We start from the raw sequence: 15,449 nt of genomic DNA on the forward strand, positions 1-15,449 counted from the left end.
TTCATATTCAAGAAAATATATTCTTAGAATACGCCTTGAGCCAACATCGCATCGGCAACTTTTACGAAGCCAGCAATGTTTGCACCATCAACATAGTTTACAGAACCATCTTCTTTAGTACCGTATTTAACGCAGTTACGGTGAATTTCTTTCATGATTGCATGTAGACGTTCGTCAACTTCTTCGAAAGTCCAACCCAAACGAATCGCGTTTTGAGACATTTCAAGACCAGAAGTTGCAACACCACCAGCATTCGATGCTTTACCTGGCGCATAAAGAATTTTTGCTTCGATGAATTTCTCAACAGCCTCTAAAGTAGATGGCATGTTTGCACCTTCAGCAACAGAGATCACGCCGTTTGCAATCAATTGAGCTGCATCATCCGCATCCAACTCGTTTTGAGTTGCACATGGAAGCGCGATATCACATTTGATTGACCAAGGACGCTTACCTTCAAGATATTCAAAACCGTGTTTAGACGCGAATTCTGAAATACGACCACGTTTAACGTTTTTAAGTTCCATCACTTCAGCAAGTAATTCGTCAGTGAAACCATCTTTAACGTATACAGTACCTGCAGAGTCAGAAAGTGAAACCACTTTCGCACCCAAGTACATTGCTTTTTCAGCAGCATATTGTGCAACGTTACCAGAACCTGAAATCGTTACCACTTTATCTTTGAAGCAGTCGCCACGAGTTTTCAGCATTTCCTCAGCGAAATAAACTGTACCATAACCTGTTGCTTCTGGACGAGCCAATGAACCACCGAAAGTCAGACCTTTACCTGTGAATACGCAAGCAGTGTCATTACTCAATTTCTTCATCATGCCGGCCATGTAGCCAACTTCACGACCGCCCACACCGATATCACCGGCAGGAATGTCAGTATTTGAACCTAAGTAACGATAAAGCTCGATCATCAATGCCTGGCAGAAACGCATGATTTCGCCTTCAGACTTACCTTTAGGGTCGAAATCTGAACCACCTTTACCACCACCCATCGGGAGTGTAGTCAAAGCATTTTTGAAGGTTTGTTCAAAACCTAAGAATTTAAGAATTGATAGGTTCACAGATGGGTGGAAACGCATCCCACCTTTGAATGGACCGATTGCTGAATTGTACTGTACACGGAATGCACGATTGACATGTGTTTGACCTTTGTCATCAACCCAAGAAACACGGAATTGAATTGCACGTTCTGGCTCAACCAAGCGTTCAAGTAGACCATGATCAGCATACTCCGGGTTCTTTTCAATGAACGGCCAAAGGCTAGTCATTACTTCTTCTACAGCTTGTAGAAATTCAGGTTGATGTGCATCACGTGATTTAACGTAATCTAGGAAGTCGTTAAGGCTGTTATATTTCAACACTTAATCCTCAGCAGAAAGATGGATCAAAATTGGTCAAATTTTCAAAAAATGATAATTTTTGGCGCAAAATATTAAATAGCTTTTGTAACAATAGCACAATACTTTTTTTTAAAAAAACTTAAATAATATTTAATAACATATATTTATTTTAATTATAACCATTTTTTATCTTACCATTAAAGCGATGCTGTCTTACTGTTTTTGTTATCTTTTCGCCCGATAATAATGCGCTTATAGCGCCATTTTTGCGCATAAGATTAAAGGCCGAAATCATGCTAAAATCATCCAACTCGTTTTAATCTTCTTTCGGTATGCTGCTATTTCTTCAGCAGTCGTGGTTTATACATGAATTCGCAACTTGCTCTCATCCAAAATATTGATGCCCTCCTTCCTCAAACCCAGTGTGGCTTATGTGGTCATCGGGATGGATGTTTACCGTATGCAAAAGCAATCATTGAGGGTGAAGAAGCCAATAAATGTGTCCCAGGCGGTCAACCTGTTGCAGATGCCTTAGCTAATTTACTCGGTCGTGCGCAACTGAAAGCCGAAGAAAGTGTTTGGCCAATTCAAACTGATGGTCGTCCACAACGTATGAAAGCCATTATTCGCGAAGATGAATGTATTGGTTGTACCAAATGTATTAGTGCCTGCCCTGTGGATGCCATTATCGGCTCGGGTAAGCTCATGCACAGCATTTTGACGGACCTGTGTACAGGCTGTGAACTTTGCATTCCACCTTGCCCTGTCGACTGTATTGATTTGATTGCAGATCATCACCCAGTGCCCGATGAGACCATGCGGATTGCAGAACAAAATGGCTTGCGAAATCGCTATTACTCACATATTCAACGTGAGGAAAAACGACGCGTAAACCGTAAAGGTCCTGTGGTGCGTGCCAATATTGATACTGCATTATTTGCTCAGTTTTCAGCACAAAATGACAGTGTCCCAGACATTGTAATTACTCAAACTGAAGCTAAACCAGCAGTCCATTTAGATGCCAAATCGACCATTGAACTTGCAAAATTTCGTACGCAAATCAAAAAACTAGAAAAACAACTCAGTGTTCGCGAGGATGCGAAAAAACGTCAGCAACTAGATGAACTCAATCAACAACTCAATGCTTTGCAAGGAGCATAAAGAATGCCTGTAAAGAATATGACTAAAAAACAAATTCAGGTATTTTTTGAGCGATTGCGTGAGCAAAGACCCCACCCAAAAACCGAGCTTAATTACACCAGTCCTTTTGAACTTCTAGTAGCTGTGACGCTTTCTGCGCAAGCAACCGATGTCAGCGTGAATAAAGCCACGAACAAATTGTTTCCTGTCGCCAATACCCCTGAAGCCATTTATGCACTCGGCGTAGATGGCCTGAAGGAATATATTAAAACCATTGGCCTATATAACGCTAAAGCCGAAAATGTCATCAAGGCTTGTAAGATCCTGATAGAGAAGCATAACAGCGTCGTACCAAACAACCGTGCCGATCTGGAAGCACTACCCGGTGTTGGGCGTAAAACAGCGAATGTGGTGCTGAATACCGCCTTTGGTCATCCGACTATGGCGGTTGATACCCATATTTTCCGCGTAGGTAACCGAACTGGTCTGGCGGTTGGAAAAAATGTGTTAGAGGTTGAACATCGACTGGTTAAAGTCATTCCTAAAGAATTTATCATTGACTCGCACCACTGGCTGATTTTACATGGCCGTTATTGTTGTATTGCCCGTAAGCCGAAATGTCATGAATGCGTGGTGTCGGATATCTGTCAGTGGCCAGACCGTTTTGAATTTGGCGCAGCGAAAAGTATTCCGGTGAAAATGATTGAAGATAAAATCTAAATTCAGTGTTTATCTTTATTTTTCTGTTGCAATTTAGGATGTAGCTGACGCTCAGGTTGGCTATTTTTCTTTTCTGCCGCTTCTTGCTTTTCCACGCGACGCAAGAATTTGAAACTTTGAACCATTAAAGCCAATACCCCAATACCCAAAAAAATCATCAATACAATTAAGCCAATTTTTAGCAAGGGATCATCCTCAAAATAGCGTAGAAATTAAAAGAGCCCTAATATGACTTAGGACTCTTTTAATGTCAAAACATTCACCGCACTAGGGCATGTGAATTATTTTGATTGATCTAAAATCGCGAACAAATCAGTTTGAACTTCTTCAATCGGACGAAGACCATTCAATTTGTTATAAGTCGGTGCATTTTCGCCAGAAGCTGCACGACCTTGATAGAAACCGACCAATTGTTCAGTTTCAGTATGATATGAACCCAAACGTTTACGAATCGTTTCTTCTTGATCATCTGGACGCTGAACTAAATCTTCGCCAGTTTCATCATCTTTACCTTCCACTTTAGGCGGATTGTAAACAACATGATAAACACGGCCAGAAGCTGCGTGCTGACGACGACCTGAAAGACGTTGTACGATTTCTTCATCAGGCACATCAATTTCGATTACGTGATCGATATTAATGCCTTCACTCTCCAAAGCTTCTGCTTGAGGAATCGTGCGTGGGAAACCATCAAAAATGCAACCGTTTACACAATCAGGTTGAGCAATACGTTCTTTAACAAGACCGATGATGAGCTCGTCAGATACGAGACCACCGCTTTCCATCACGCTTTTAGCTTTAAGACCTAATTCAGTTCCTTCACGAATTGCAGCACGGAGCATATCACCGGTTGAAATTTGTGGGACATTGTAGCGCTTACAGATCAACTGAGCCTGTGTACCTTTACCTGCTCCAGGTGGTCCGAGTAATATAATGCGCATAAAAAAACATCCTCATTTAACAATGTATATGACGCCTTGTGTATGTCGAATCTGTTGATTCAACATGCATTCCAGCATCTAATTATAAGAAAGCCACAAACAAATGGATTGTACCCGCTATAAATCCAGTTACACCACCAAGGAGAATCAAAATCCATTCATCTTCCTGAAAAGCAGGACGTAATAAATTCTGAAACTCTCTTGGGGTCAGCTCTAGAATACGGTCTCTAAACATTTGATAGATTTTCTGTGCACGGCTCGCATTAAAAGCAGGGTCGCATACAGGCACCATCGTAATTTCAATCGAGCGATCGATCAAGTCCGTCTTGAGTTTTGCGTACTCTTTTGGCCCTAATGAGAGCTGTAAAGAGGTTCTAACCAGAGGTGTTTCCATAATTTCATTGATATGGCGTTTAACGATACGGCGAGTTTTGTTTTTCTTCCCGCCATACATCATCTCAGTCATGATCGATTTTAACGTAATTAAGTCTTCTGTGACTACTCGAGCAAAAACTTCTGACACTTCTTCCTGGCGTTTCATAAACGCGCCCTGAATATTGTAGGTGCCAATACGTGGAATCACAGGTTTTACCCAAGGAAACTTACGATTTTTAGTTAATTCAAAGAATTGCGGATAACGAACATAATGCGGTTCAAGCGGATTAAACACCATCCAGATCGCAATCCAGTTGGTCAGAAACCCCCAAATCGCAGCCCAAAATGGTACAGTCCAGTGCCAGGGTACAACAAACCAGACAATCATCTGGAATACACCAAAGAACATCCCGATTAATGCACTAATATGCCAAATAAAGTTGATTTCTTTCTGACCAACCTTGAGAAACATATTGACCATTAAACGGCGATCACCTTCCATTTGGCGAACCACCATTTCACGCATATCCACAAGTGACTCGACGTTCATGGTCAGTTCGGTCACAAGTTCTCTTAAGATTCCTGGCAACTGTTTCTGTGCCTGAGCATAAATACGGCGCTTGATCGAATAAGGCAAGTTTTCCCAAAGCACCGCATTCCGTTCAATCATCATCTCATCAATGATGTGTTCAAGTTCAAAACCAACCTGTTCACCAATGATACGCGCCATATCTTCAGGGTCCATCGCATCCAGGAATTCGTGCAATGACCCCAGTTTTGATAGCGTGTTATCGGTAATAATCCCTGAAATACGGCCGGCTTTACGTGGCACAATACCCTGCCAACCAACCGGTAATGAACCTAAATGGAATCCCCAAAATGTAATGGGATAAAAGACCATTTTAAGCGCCATCCACACATGTGCCCAAGTGACAAAAGCAGTTACAGGAATAATGCTAAGTACTGCCCAGAAATCTGGGCGTTTCAAGAAGGTTTGCCACAATTCGTTGACGTACTCAAGCATGCATAATATCCATTTTAATTTTTAATCACCAAATACTAAATCGTATAAAACTGAACATTTTCACTATAAACCGATACTTAGAGTATAGGAGAATTGTATTCTCGGCTCTATTTCAACCACAACATTGCCATTTCTATCTTTTAACTCTTCACCAGCACCAATACCGATACTAAAACTACTAATCCGTTCATTGCTTAGCAAAACATAGGCCAGATCTACACCTGCCCCCAATCTTTCTTCATATTCATTGTCTACGCGTTTACTTTCAATATGCCCAGCATAAACCCCGAAATAATAACCATTTTTATCCTTACCAGTGAGATGGTAAGGATAACGAAAGCCCACCTGCGCCCCTGGATTATTGTCATCATTAAGAAACACCCCAGCTTTTGCATAGGCGATTCCATAAGGATTAACCCATTCAGCATTTACATGCGCTAATTTGTGGGTAAAACCGGCTCCTACATTCCATGTTTTTGCACTTCCTGGTGTTAATTTCGCTTCAGGTAAATATGGATTGTCTTGTGCATGAGCTACATTTGCTAGCGCAAAAAATGCCAGCAAAGAATACGCCTTTGTGATTATTTTCATGGTTGTCCCTAATTTTATTTTTTAATACAGTCCTTTTTTTCAATTTTGACTTTAGCAGAATTATCAGAACTCTTATATACTGCACTCTACAATTTTAATGTCTGTAAAGTCAAAGTTTAAGCTAAACAAACCCAACGTTTCGCCTGAACAAATATCAAAAAATGATGACATGCGTTAGAATACCCCACCGGTTTTTCCCACTCTCCTGTATGTAAGTCGATCGCGTATGAAGCAGCACTTTCCTTTAAAAAATGTCCAACAAGAAAAGCGCATTTATCGCAATCGAGTGTTTATATCGGTCGGGATTGTTGTATTCTTTCTTCTTCTACTTGTTACCCGTTATGCATATTTGCAAATTGCAAATTACGATGAGTTTTCAACTGCCTCAGATCAGAACCGAATTCGACTGCAACCCTTAGCGCCTGCACGTGGTTATATCTATGACCGTAATGGCGTTTTACTTGCAGACAATTATCCGGTGTTTTCAGCGACAATTTCACGTGCTGATGTTAAAGATATTGATGATACGGTTAAACGTTTAATCCCAATTTTAGCGTTAACTCAAGAAGATATAGACCGTTTTAGCAGCCGAATTAAAACCTCAAAAAAAACCGAACGCGTTGCACTTAAATTAAATTTAACTGAAACCGATATCGCCAAATTTAGTGAAGTGAAGTTTCAGTTCCCTGGGGTCAATATAGAAACTCAAATGACCCGCTATTATCCGCATGGTGAATTGTTTGCGCATGTGATTGGTTATGTCGGTCGGATTAATGACAAAGAATTAAAATCGATTGATAAAGATTTATATGCAGGCACCAACCTCATTGGGAAAATTGGGGTTGAAAAATCCTATGAAGACCTTTTACACGGTGTGCCCGGCAATGAATCTGTTGAAGCCGATGCACATGGTAATGTGCTGCGTAATTTAGGCCGTAAAGACCCTGTTCGAGGCAATGACTTATACCTGTCGATTGATTATGGCTTACAAGTTATTGCGACAGAACAGCTTGCTGGACGCCGTGGTGCAATTGTTGCACTGAATCCCAAAACTGGGGAAATTTTAGCGCTGGTTTCAAGTCCAAGTTTCAATCCGAATCTGTTTGTGACCGGGATTAGCAATACCGACTATAGTGCGCTACGGGACAATCTTGACCAACCGCTTTACAACCGTGCAGTTCAAGGGGCTTATCCTCCGGGTTCAACCATTAAACCGATGTTTGGTTTAGGTGGCATTCATTATGGTTATGTCGACTGGGCGACTGCTATCTCTGACCCTGGCTATTTTACCTTGCCGGGTGACAGCCACCGTTTCCGTGACCATAAAAAAAGTGGTCACGGTGCTGTAAATATGCATAAAGCCCAAGTGGTGTCTTGTGATACTTACTTTTATGTGCTGTCTTATCGGATGGGCATTGAAAAAATGAATGCCTGGATGCGCCAATTTGGTTTTAGTGAAAAAACTGGCGTGGATTTACCAAGTGAAAGTACCGGTTTATATCCAAACCCGGACTGGAAAATGCGCACCCGTAAAAGCAAATGGATGAAAGGTGAAACCATTTCCGTGAGTATTGGCCAAGGTGCCTTTACTGCAACGCCCTTACAACTCGCCATGGCCACTGCGATTACCGCAAATCAGGGCTCACACATTACTCCACACGTACTGCGTGAAAGTCACGGTGCAAAACCGCATAAAACACACAATGCACCAGATGGAATAATTCAGTTTAATGGTAAACCTGAAGACTGGATTAAAATGCGTGACGCGATGGTTGATGTGATCGAAAGTGGTACCGGTCGTGGTATTCGTACCCCGATGTATCACATTGCAGGTAAAACCGGGACAGCACAGGTTAAAAGTATTGCGCAAGGTAAAAAGTATAACGAATCATTATTAACCGAGCGTCAACTTGACCACGGTTTATTTGTCGGTTTTGCTCCTGCTGAAAATCCTGAAATTGCCGTTGCAGTGGTTTGGGAAAATGGTAAACACGGTGGTTCAGCAGCACAATTGGCTCGTCCTATGTTTGATTATTGGCTGCTGAAACGTAAAAAAGACCCAATCCGTCCAGCCGACCATCAAATTAGTGGCGGCTTAATGACTGCAGGCATTAAACCGGGTGAATTGCCAAGTGGTATCACTCCAGTGACAGCTGATGCTAACGCGACCAATCCACCTCAATCAGCACAGCCTGCAACTCAAACTACGCCAAGTACAGCACCATCAACAAGCTCACAACCAGTAGAGAATGACTGATCTATGAAAAATCAACTCCGCATTATTGGTGGTGAATGGAAACGCCGCCAACTTGCTTTTGCCAGTATTGATGGTTTACGTCCTACACCGGATCGTGTGCGTGAAACTTTGTTCAACTGGCTGATGTGGGACATTCAAAATTCAAATGTCTTAGATCTGTGTGCTGGCTCGGGTGCCTTAAGTTTTGAGGCTTTGTCACGTGGCGCGTCACAAGTGGTGATGATTGAACCGAACCGAACTCAAGCTGCATTCTTAACAGATAATTTGCAGTTGCTTAAAGTGACCAGTCAACATGCAAAATTAAAAGTCGCCACAGCTCAACAAGTCTTACCTACGCTCAAAGAACAATTTGATCTGGTATTTTTAGATCCACCTTATAGCTTGGATTTATGGGAAGAACTGGCTCAACTTGCCGATCCTTTAATTAAGGACAAGGCTTTTATCTATGTTGAAGCCGATCGTGACTTAAATCAGCTGAAACTTCCATCTTCATGGCAACAGATTAAACAGACCAAAGCAGGAACCGTTCGCGCAGGGCTGTATCAAAAAAATATGGCTTAATCAGAAGCAATAAAAAAGGATTCCTGTATGGAATCCTTTTTTTCAAATGTCGTCTGCCAATTTAAGGTCAGGTTACAAACCTGTTAACGATTGTAGTGTCGACCACGATCACTTCTGTCATGATGCCGGTCTTTGTTGTTCCAATCTCGGTCACCATGTTGTCGATCATAATGTCCGTTGCGATCTCGATGACCACCATAATCGTCATCCCAAGGATCAACAACACAGCCAGTTAATGACACTGCCAATACAGAAAGTAATATCACTTTTTTCATCATGTCCATCACCTCTTTACTGCACTCTGCCAGTATTAAAGGATTTAATGGAGAGTGAACGGAGTCATTGTTGCTCTCTTGTAGTGATTTATTCATTTTTTATTCATAGTCAAAATATCCAATACGTATCTTATTAAATCCTTTTATTCAAAGTTCTACTTAGATTTGCAGAAATTCAGCTAACTATAAGCTTGGCTTTTCCACTGATCTTGAGAATACTGCTGCCTTTCTTTATAACCTTATCCCTATGACTTGGCTGTTATTTATTCTTGGCGCAATGGTCGCAGGTTTTGTACAGGGACTCACAGGTTTTGCTTTTGCCTTGATTGCCATGTCTTTCTGGGTCTGGGTATTGCCTCCGCAAATTGCTGCACCTTTGGTAGTTTTTGCTTCGGTATGGAGTCATATTATTTCCTTATCCAGTGAGCAAAAGTACCCTCATCTCAATAAATCACTGGTTTTCCCCTATTTAATTGCAGGCCTTATCGGCGTACCTTTAGGCACTTACTTACTGCATATTATTCAGCCAGAAACCTTTAAATTGGTTCTAGGCTTATTTTTGGTGGTGTGGTGTCCGATCATGTTCTTCAATCCTCAATTTCCACGACTGAAACAATCAGGCAAATTTGCGGATAGTCTGGTTGGGTTTATCGGAGGAATACTGGGTGGTCTAGGTGGATTTTGTGGCTCACTGCCTTCGGCTTGGGTCATGCTAAAAAACTTATCCAAACAAGAACAACGCTATATTTTACGGCATTTTAATTTTGGTATTCAGGTGTTTACCTTAGTGGCCTATTTGCTCCAAGGTACACTCGAAATACAACTACTGCCTTATATGGCTATCTTGCTGGTCAGTGTCAGTTTTCCTGCAATATTGGGAGCAAAATTATTTTATAAAATTTCAGAGCGACAATTTAAACATACCGTATTAAGTCTGTTATTTGCATCTGGTGGCTTTTTAATTTTCAGCACCCTGCTGTAAATTTGTCGATGATGAAAATATTTAAAACTCATTTAAAAAATCAGATGCCCAGAGTTGGAATAATCCCCCCTGAAAGATAGTCCAAAAAGTGAGATAAACCTCATTTAATCAAAAAACATGCAATTGATATTCTACATTCCATGAATGTTAGAGAAAACTTTATACAATAACTTATCCTCTCCACTAGTTTTTCTAAAAATGAAAACCTTGATTTTGTTAGCAGGGATTATTCTGCTAACAGGCTGTACTTTAGGCTCATCTCGTGATGTCAAACATGCCGAAAAAATGCTTGCATACTTTCAATGCAATAAAATTGAAAGTGCACAAATGACGCATAGTTCCATTACCTCATTTCACGAACAATCACTCGCTTCTAGCCGGCAAAAAGCAGAATCTTATGTGCAAAGTTATAAAGAGGGTGAAGAGTTATTTGATGTTCCCTTAACTGATGTAATTAAGGATCAATATGCCATTTATCAGGAGGCTTGCCAGCATTTAGGTGGAATCAGTCCAACACCAAACAAATAAATGTGCTTATTTCATCTCGTTAAGTTAATGCCCTACGGATTTGATCGTCACTAAAAAGTGCTCAATCACATGCTGACTGACGAATGCTAAAACCTCGGGGCAAAGTTTTTGTAATTTCTAAATCTAGTTCATGTTTTAAAGCAAGACAGGGATAAATCTCCCTGTCCTTTTAAAAACTACGCTTCTTAAAAACTATGCTTCAGTGTAATAACGCTGATCAACACTAAAATTTTCTGGGAATTTAGCGTTGATTTGTGAATAGAAATCCATAATTTCAGCCATATCTTTTTCATAATCCCCTGTAGGATATACAATTTTTCCTACACCGGTTTTTTTCTTGGCATAATCCATATAGGCCAAAGCAATAGGTACACCTGCACCCGTTGCCACATGATAAAACCCGGTTTTCCATTGTTCTTGTTTTGCACGTGTTGCTTCAGGTGTCACCAGCATCACTAACTTTGGATGGTCTTTGAATAAATCGGTCATGACCTGAACCATACTTGGGCGCGGCTCCCCTTCTGCTTTTGGTGTACGGTCAATACCAATGCCACCCAAAGCACGTACAAATGGCCCAAATGGAAACTTCATATAACTGTCTTTAATGGTTAAACGAACATTCACCCCTAAAGCTTTTAGCGCTAAACGGGCATATAAAGCATCCCAATTACTGGTGTGTGGTGCTGCAATCATCACGCACTGATCTAAATCAAGTGGCCAATGATTATCAATTTCCCAGCCCATCATTTTTAAACTTTGTTCAGCTAACTTTTCGAACACAAAAACACCGCAACCTAATAAAGTGCGCAGATTTTAACAAGGTCACTGAAATAAGATAGCTTAATGCGAACAATTAATGATCAATTAATATATAAATGTATAACTTAGAATTTAAATGAAATAGGTGTTTATTTTTCAACCATTATACCTCGTAGAAATCATTGTATTTTTAAAGAAGAATCAAATTTACACAGCAAAAGTTAAACAAAAACAGTAATATCTATCTTTAAAACCCATGCAAGCAATAACAAAGCACGAACAATATCACTCTTTAATCAGCCTCTTTTTCTATGTAGTTTTAAAAGTTGCGTTGTCATATAAAAGGAACTAAATCGTGAAAAAAACAATATTAATCCTATCCCTTAGCACAATCACTTTAGCTGCCTGCAGCAAACCGAATACCGATACGCATGAAAGTGATCAAGCACCTGAAAACACGGTCAATCAAACTCAATCTATGCAGCCTACCAATGCTCAACCTGCAACCCCGATGGGTGATACTGCAGAAACTTCACTGGATTGGGCGGGTGAATATAAAGGTGTTTTCCCCTGTGCTGATTGCCCAGGCATTGAAACAGAACTTGATTTAAAAGCAGATAAAACTTATGAATTAACGCAAGAATATTTGGGTAAAGGAAAAGGCAATGAATTTAAGGTGAAAGGTACTTTTAGCTTCGATCCGGATAATCCATCGGTCATTCGCTTAGATAAAGCCGGTGAAAATCGTAAATTTTTTGTAGGTGAAAATTTTGTAGAAGCGCGCGATATGAACACAGGAAAAGCTATTGATTCAAAGCTTAATTATAAATTACAAAAAGATCTTAATTAGTTTAGCTCCTTTACTCCCCGGCATAAAAAGCCTGAAATATGGCTTTTTAGCCCCTCCTTTTTGTATACTCGTCACGATTTGCTACAAATAAATCATTTATTTAATGGCTTAATACTAGCGAGATCATCCAGTTATGCTTATGGTTAGAAAAATATCTTTCTAATTAAATGATCATTATGAAACAAACGATGATTACACTTAGTTTTTTTGCCATGTTACTTTCAAGTGGCTGCGATAATACAAGTACATCATCCCTGAATGAAAAAGTTAATCTCCCTGAGCAGCCTTCAAAACCGATACAGGCTAAAATTTCCGATTGGGTTGGCCATTACAAAGCATTTATTCCCTGTGATGCTTGTGAAAAGAAACTCGTTTCACTCCGACTTCATCAAAACAAGACTTATACCCTAAAGGAAATTAGTTTCTTTAAGCAAAAGATTAAACAAAAAGACTCTTCAGGGACATTCACTTTCGATGAGCAAAATTCAAATTTATTGCAATTAATGGACAATAAAACCAAGCAAAATCGTTATTTTTCTTTGCATGATCATTCAATAGAACCCCTTGATCAAAATAAAAACCAATTCAAAGATTTTGAAAAATACCAAATTCCACAAGTGCAAAATATTGAAGTGAATAATGCACTCAAATATGTAGATATTCAGGCTGATTTATTTAAATCAGAAAAAATAGAATCTAATGGCATTGAAAGCACAAAATTGACGTATTTTTTTGAAATTAATAATAATTCAGATCGACCGCTTAAATTACGCGACAGCGATATTGTTTTAGTGGATGCGAAGAATAACGAACATATTTCTACGATTGAAAATAATCCAATCTCACCTATTAAGCCTCATAAAACCCAACATGAGCTTGTATCGTTTATCTATGCTGAATCACATCAACCTGCTTATATCAACATCAAGTAATTTGAATATTGATAAAAAAATCCCCGCATAAAGCGGGGATTTTTTTAGATCGGGATGATCAGTATGAATTACATCATACCGCCCATACCCCCCATGCCGCCCATATCAGGCATAGCAGGTTTATCTTCTGGGAGATCAGTGATCATGCATTCAGTTGTAAGCATCAATGCAGCAACAGAAGCAGCATGCTCAAGTGCAGAACGCGTTACTTTTGCAGGGTCAAGGATACCCATTTCAAGCATGTCGCCATATTCGCCAGTCGCAGCGTTATAACCGAAGTTACCTTCGCCATTTTTAACAGCGTTGATCACTACAGATGGTTCATCACCTGCGTTTGCAACGATTTGACGAAGTGGTGCTTCAATCGCACGACGTAAAATATTGATACCTACATTTTGATCATCGTTTGCACCAACAATACCATCAAGTGCTTTAGCTGCACGTACTAGCGCAACACCACCACCTGCAACAACACCTTCTTCAACTGCAGCGCGAGTCGCGTGAAGTGCATCGTCAACACGGTCTTTTTTCTCTTTCATTTCAATTTCAGTTGCAGCACCGATTTTAATCACTGCAACACCGCCTGCTAATTTAGCAACACGTTCTTGAAGTTTTTCCTTATCGTATTCAGACGTAGATTCTTCAATTTGAGCACGAATTTGTTGAACGCGATCTGCGATTTGAGCCGCATCACCTGCACCATCAACAAGAACAGTATTTTCTTTAGAAACAGTTACTTTATGCGCTGTACCTAAATGTTCTAAAGTTGTTTGCTCAAGTGACATGCCAATTTCTTCAGAAATTACAGTACCGCCAGTCAAGATTGCGATATCTTGTAGCATAGCTTTACGACGGTCACCAAAACCAGGTGCTTTAACCGCACATACTTTGATAATACCGCGCATGTTGTTTACTACAAGAGTAGCCAACGCTTCGCCTTCAACATCTTCAGCGATGATAAGCAGTGGTTTACCTGTTTTAGCAACCGCTTCTAATACACTGATCAATTCACGGATGTTGCCAATTTTCTTGTCAACCAGAAGAATGAACGGGTTTTCAAGTTCAGCAGTTAAAGTGTCTTGTTTGTTTGCAAAGTACGGGCTGATATAACCACGGTCAAACTGCATACCTTCAACAACGTCAAGCGAATCTTCAAAGCCTGAACCTTCTTCAACAGTGATTACGCCTTCTTTACCCACACGTTCCATTGCTTGCGCAATAAGTTTACCCACAGTGGTGTCAGAGTTAGCAGAGATCGAACCAACTTGTTCAATCGCTTTAGTATCAGAAGCAGGTTTAGCCGTTGCTTTAATGTTTTCAACTACAGCGCGAACTGCAAGGTCGATACCACGTTTCAAATCCATTGGGTTCATACCCGCAGTTACTGATTTGATCCCTTCGTTCAAAATTGCTTGAGCAAGTACAGTTGCAGTTGTTGTACCGTCACCTGCGATGTCATTGGTTTTTGAAGATACTTCACGAACCAACTGCGCGCCCATGTTTTCGAATTTATCTTTTAGATAAATTTCTTTGGCAACCGTTACACCATCTTTAGTGATGTGTGGTGAACCGAAAGAACGGTCGATAACCACGTTACGACCTTTAGGGCCTAAAGTTACTTTTACCGCATCTGCAAGGATGTTTACGCCTGCAATCATTTTGCTGCGCGCTGAATCACCAAATTTTACTTCTTTAGCTGACATGCTTTACTCCAAATATTTTAATTTTCAAAAAATTTGATTAACTGAAAAGGTCTGAATTAGTCTTCTAAAACGGCTAAAATGTCAGACTCTTTCATGATAAGAAGTTCTTCACCTTGTACTTTTACAGTTGTACCTGCGTAAGTACCGAACAAAACTTTGTCGCCTACTTTAACGTCTAAAGCACGTACGCCATTGTCAGTAACCTGACCATTACCTACTGCAATGACTTCACCTTGAGCCGGTTTTTCAGCAGCAGAACCTGGAAGTAAAATACCGCCAGCAGTTTTAGTTTCTTCTTCAACACGACGAATAACTACGCGATCATGTAATGGACGAATATTGCTCATTGGAAACTCCATCAGACTAAGTCTTTTATTAGTGAAGTAATGATGACTTTGTTATTCCATCGGTCATCATCAAAAATAATTTCGATGTCACTTTTGTGGGGATGGAAAAAAACGC

Annotated in this window: 17 protein-coding genes; 8 read left to right on the plus strand and 9 right to left on the minus strand. The window is 40.2% G+C overall.

All coding sequences use genetic code 11. The annotated features are described in order from the left end of the window. Positions 1–23 precede the first annotated feature (23 nt). Positions 24–1,370 (minus strand): NADP-specific glutamate dehydrogenase, encoded by a 1,347-nt coding sequence (gdhA, locus tag B9T23_RS00560; protein ID WP_228139729.1) that lies wholly within the window; start codon positions 1,368–1,370, stop codon positions 24–26. Between the two features lie 345 nt (positions 1,371–1,715). Between gdhA and B9T23_RS00565 the strand changes: the two genes are divergently transcribed. Both B9T23_RS00565 and nth read left to right on the plus strand, forming a co-directional pair. Then, entirely contained in the window at positions 1,716–2,510 is a 795-nt protein-coding gene (locus tag B9T23_RS00565) for an RnfABCDGE type electron transport complex subunit B (protein WP_086192390.1), read from the plus strand. Between the two features lie 3 nt (positions 2,511–2,513). After that, positions 2,514–3,209, plus strand: coding sequence for an endonuclease III (gene nth, locus B9T23_RS00570; RefSeq protein WP_086192393.1), 696 nt, complete (start codon positions 2,514–2,516; stop codon positions 3,207–3,209). A gap of 2 nt (positions 3,210–3,211) precedes the next feature. Here the strand turns inward: nth and B9T23_RS00575 are convergent, their stop codons facing one another. The 4 genes from B9T23_RS00575 to B9T23_RS00590 all read right to left on the minus strand — a co-directional run bounded on the left by B9T23_RS00575 (position 3,212) and on the right by B9T23_RS00590 (position 6,131). Next, positions 3,212–3,394: a hypothetical protein gene (locus B9T23_RS00575; RefSeq protein ID WP_067724062.1), complete on the minus strand. Its 183-nt coding sequence runs from the start codon at positions 3,392–3,394 to the stop codon at positions 3,212–3,214. 96 nt (positions 3,395–3,490) lie between these two features. Next, complete coding sequence (gene adk, locus B9T23_RS00580) at positions 3,491–4,150, minus strand: adenylate kinase (protein WP_067724061.1); 660 nt, start codon at positions 4,148–4,150, stop codon at positions 3,491–3,493. Positions 4,151–4,232: 82 nt separating this feature from the next. After that, complete coding sequence (locus B9T23_RS00585) at positions 4,233–5,549, minus strand: hypothetical protein (protein ID WP_067724060.1); 1,317 nt, start codon at positions 5,547–5,549, stop codon at positions 4,233–4,235. A gap of 63 nt (positions 5,550–5,612) precedes the next feature. Next, complete coding sequence (locus tag B9T23_RS00590; RefSeq protein WP_086192840.1) at positions 5,613–6,131, minus strand: hypothetical protein; 519 nt, start codon at positions 6,129–6,131, stop codon at positions 5,613–5,615. Positions 6,132–6,366: 235 nt separating this feature from the next. On the opposite strand from B9T23_RS00590, the gene mrdA reads away from it, so the two are divergent. Both mrdA and rsmD read left to right on the plus strand, forming a co-directional pair. Continuing rightward, on the plus strand, positions 6,367–8,397 hold the full coding sequence (mrdA, locus tag B9T23_RS00595) for a penicillin-binding protein 2 (protein ID WP_086192395.1): 2,031 nt from the start codon (positions 6,367–6,369) through the stop codon (positions 8,395–8,397). Between the two features lie 3 nt (positions 8,398–8,400). Further along, on the plus strand, positions 8,401–8,958 hold the full coding sequence (gene rsmD, locus B9T23_RS00600; RefSeq protein ID WP_086192397.1) for a 16S rRNA (guanine(966)-N(2))-methyltransferase RsmD: 558 nt from the start codon (positions 8,401–8,403) through the stop codon (positions 8,956–8,958). Between the two features lie 83 nt (positions 8,959–9,041). Here the strand turns inward: rsmD and B9T23_RS00605 are convergent, their stop codons facing one another. Continuing rightward, positions 9,042–9,236, minus strand: a complete 195-nt coding sequence (locus B9T23_RS00605; protein ID WP_086192400.1) for a hypothetical protein — start codon at positions 9,234–9,236, stop codon at positions 9,042–9,044. A 244-nt stretch (positions 9,237–9,480) separates the two neighbouring features. Between B9T23_RS00605 and B9T23_RS00610 the strand changes: the two genes are divergently transcribed. Then, a complete protein-coding gene (locus tag B9T23_RS00610) occupies positions 9,481–10,215 on the plus strand; it encodes a sulfite exporter TauE/SafE family protein (RefSeq protein WP_086192403.1) in 735 nt (244 codons plus the stop codon). Between the two features lie 198 nt (positions 10,216–10,413). Then, positions 10,414–10,743 carry a hypothetical protein gene (locus tag B9T23_RS00615; RefSeq protein ID WP_086192405.1) on the plus strand — a complete coding sequence of 110 codons (330 nt, stop codon included), beginning with the start codon at positions 10,414–10,416 and terminating at the stop codon, positions 10,741–10,743. Between the two features lie 192 nt (positions 10,744–10,935). Here the strand turns inward: B9T23_RS00615 and B9T23_RS00620 are convergent, their stop codons facing one another. Further along, complete coding sequence (locus tag B9T23_RS00620) at positions 10,936–11,523, minus strand: 1-acyl-sn-glycerol-3-phosphate acyltransferase (RefSeq protein ID WP_067724054.1); 588 nt, start codon at positions 11,521–11,523, stop codon at positions 10,936–10,938. A gap of 334 nt (positions 11,524–11,857) precedes the next feature. Between B9T23_RS00620 and B9T23_RS00625 the strand changes: the two genes are divergently transcribed. Both B9T23_RS00625 and B9T23_RS00630 read left to right on the plus strand, forming a co-directional pair. After that, positions 11,858–12,352: a copper resistance protein NlpE gene (locus B9T23_RS00625; RefSeq protein WP_086192408.1), complete on the plus strand. Its 495-nt coding sequence runs from the start codon at positions 11,858–11,860 to the stop codon at positions 12,350–12,352. A 176-nt stretch (positions 12,353–12,528) separates the two neighbouring features. Further along, positions 12,529–13,284: a copper resistance protein NlpE N-terminal domain-containing protein gene (locus B9T23_RS00630; protein ID WP_171263026.1), complete on the plus strand. Its 756-nt coding sequence runs from the start codon at positions 12,529–12,531 to the stop codon at positions 13,282–13,284. A gap of 68 nt (positions 13,285–13,352) precedes the next feature. On the opposite strand, the gene groL is transcribed toward B9T23_RS00630, so the two are convergent. Continuing rightward, positions 13,353–14,987 (minus strand): chaperonin GroEL, encoded by a 1,635-nt coding sequence (gene groL / locus B9T23_RS00635; protein WP_086192413.1) that lies wholly within the window; start codon positions 14,985–14,987, stop codon positions 13,353–13,355. Between the two features lie 56 nt (positions 14,988–15,043). Beyond that, on the minus strand, positions 15,044–15,334 hold the full coding sequence (locus B9T23_RS00640) for a co-chaperone GroES (protein ID WP_067724050.1): 291 nt from the start codon (positions 15,332–15,334) through the stop codon (positions 15,044–15,046). Positions 15,335–15,449 lie beyond the last annotated feature (115 nt).

Origin of the sequence: Acinetobacter terrae, from assembly GCF_002135195.1 — a bacterium.
GTDB lineage: Bacteria > Pseudomonadota > Gammaproteobacteria > Pseudomonadales > Moraxellaceae > Acinetobacter > Acinetobacter terrae.

Coding starts and splice junctions, on each gene's coding strand:
- B9T23_RS00565 (WP_086192390.1), top strand. CDS start 1,716: ATGAATTCGCAACTTGCTCTCATCCAAAATATTGATGCCCTCCTTCCT.
- nth (WP_086192393.1), top strand. CDS start 2,514: ATGCCTGTAAAGAATATGACTAAAAAACAAATTCAGGTATTTTTTGAG.
- adk (WP_067724061.1), bottom strand. CDS start 4,150: ATGCGCATTATATTACTCGGACCACCTGGAGCAGGTAAAGGTACACAG.
- B9T23_RS00585 (WP_067724060.1), bottom strand. CDS start 5,549: ATGCTTGAGTACGTCAACGAATTGTGGCAAACCTTCTTGAAACGCCCA.
- mrdA (WP_086192395.1), top strand. CDS start 6,367: ATGAAGCAGCACTTTCCTTTAAAAAATGTCCAACAAGAAAAGCGCATT.
- rsmD (WP_086192397.1), top strand. CDS start 8,401: ATGAAAAATCAACTCCGCATTATTGGTGGTGAATGGAAACGCCGCCAA.
- B9T23_RS00605 (WP_086192400.1), bottom strand. CDS start 9,236: ATGATGAAAAAAGTGATATTACTTTCTGTATTGGCAGTGTCATTAACT.
- B9T23_RS00610 (WP_086192403.1), top strand. CDS start 9,481: ATGACTTGGCTGTTATTTATTCTTGGCGCAATGGTCGCAGGTTTTGTA.
- B9T23_RS00615 (WP_086192405.1), top strand. CDS start 10,414: ATGAAAACCTTGATTTTGTTAGCAGGGATTATTCTGCTAACAGGCTGT.
- B9T23_RS00630 (WP_171263026.1), top strand. CDS start 12,529: ATGAAACAAACGATGATTACACTTAGTTTTTTTGCCATGTTACTTTCA.
- groL (WP_086192413.1), bottom strand. CDS start 14,987: ATGTCAGCTAAAGAAGTAAAATTTGGTGATTCAGCGCGCAGCAAAATG.
- B9T23_RS00640 (WP_067724050.1), bottom strand. CDS start 15,334: ATGAGCAATATTCGTCCATTACATGATCGCGTAGTTATTCGTCGTGTT.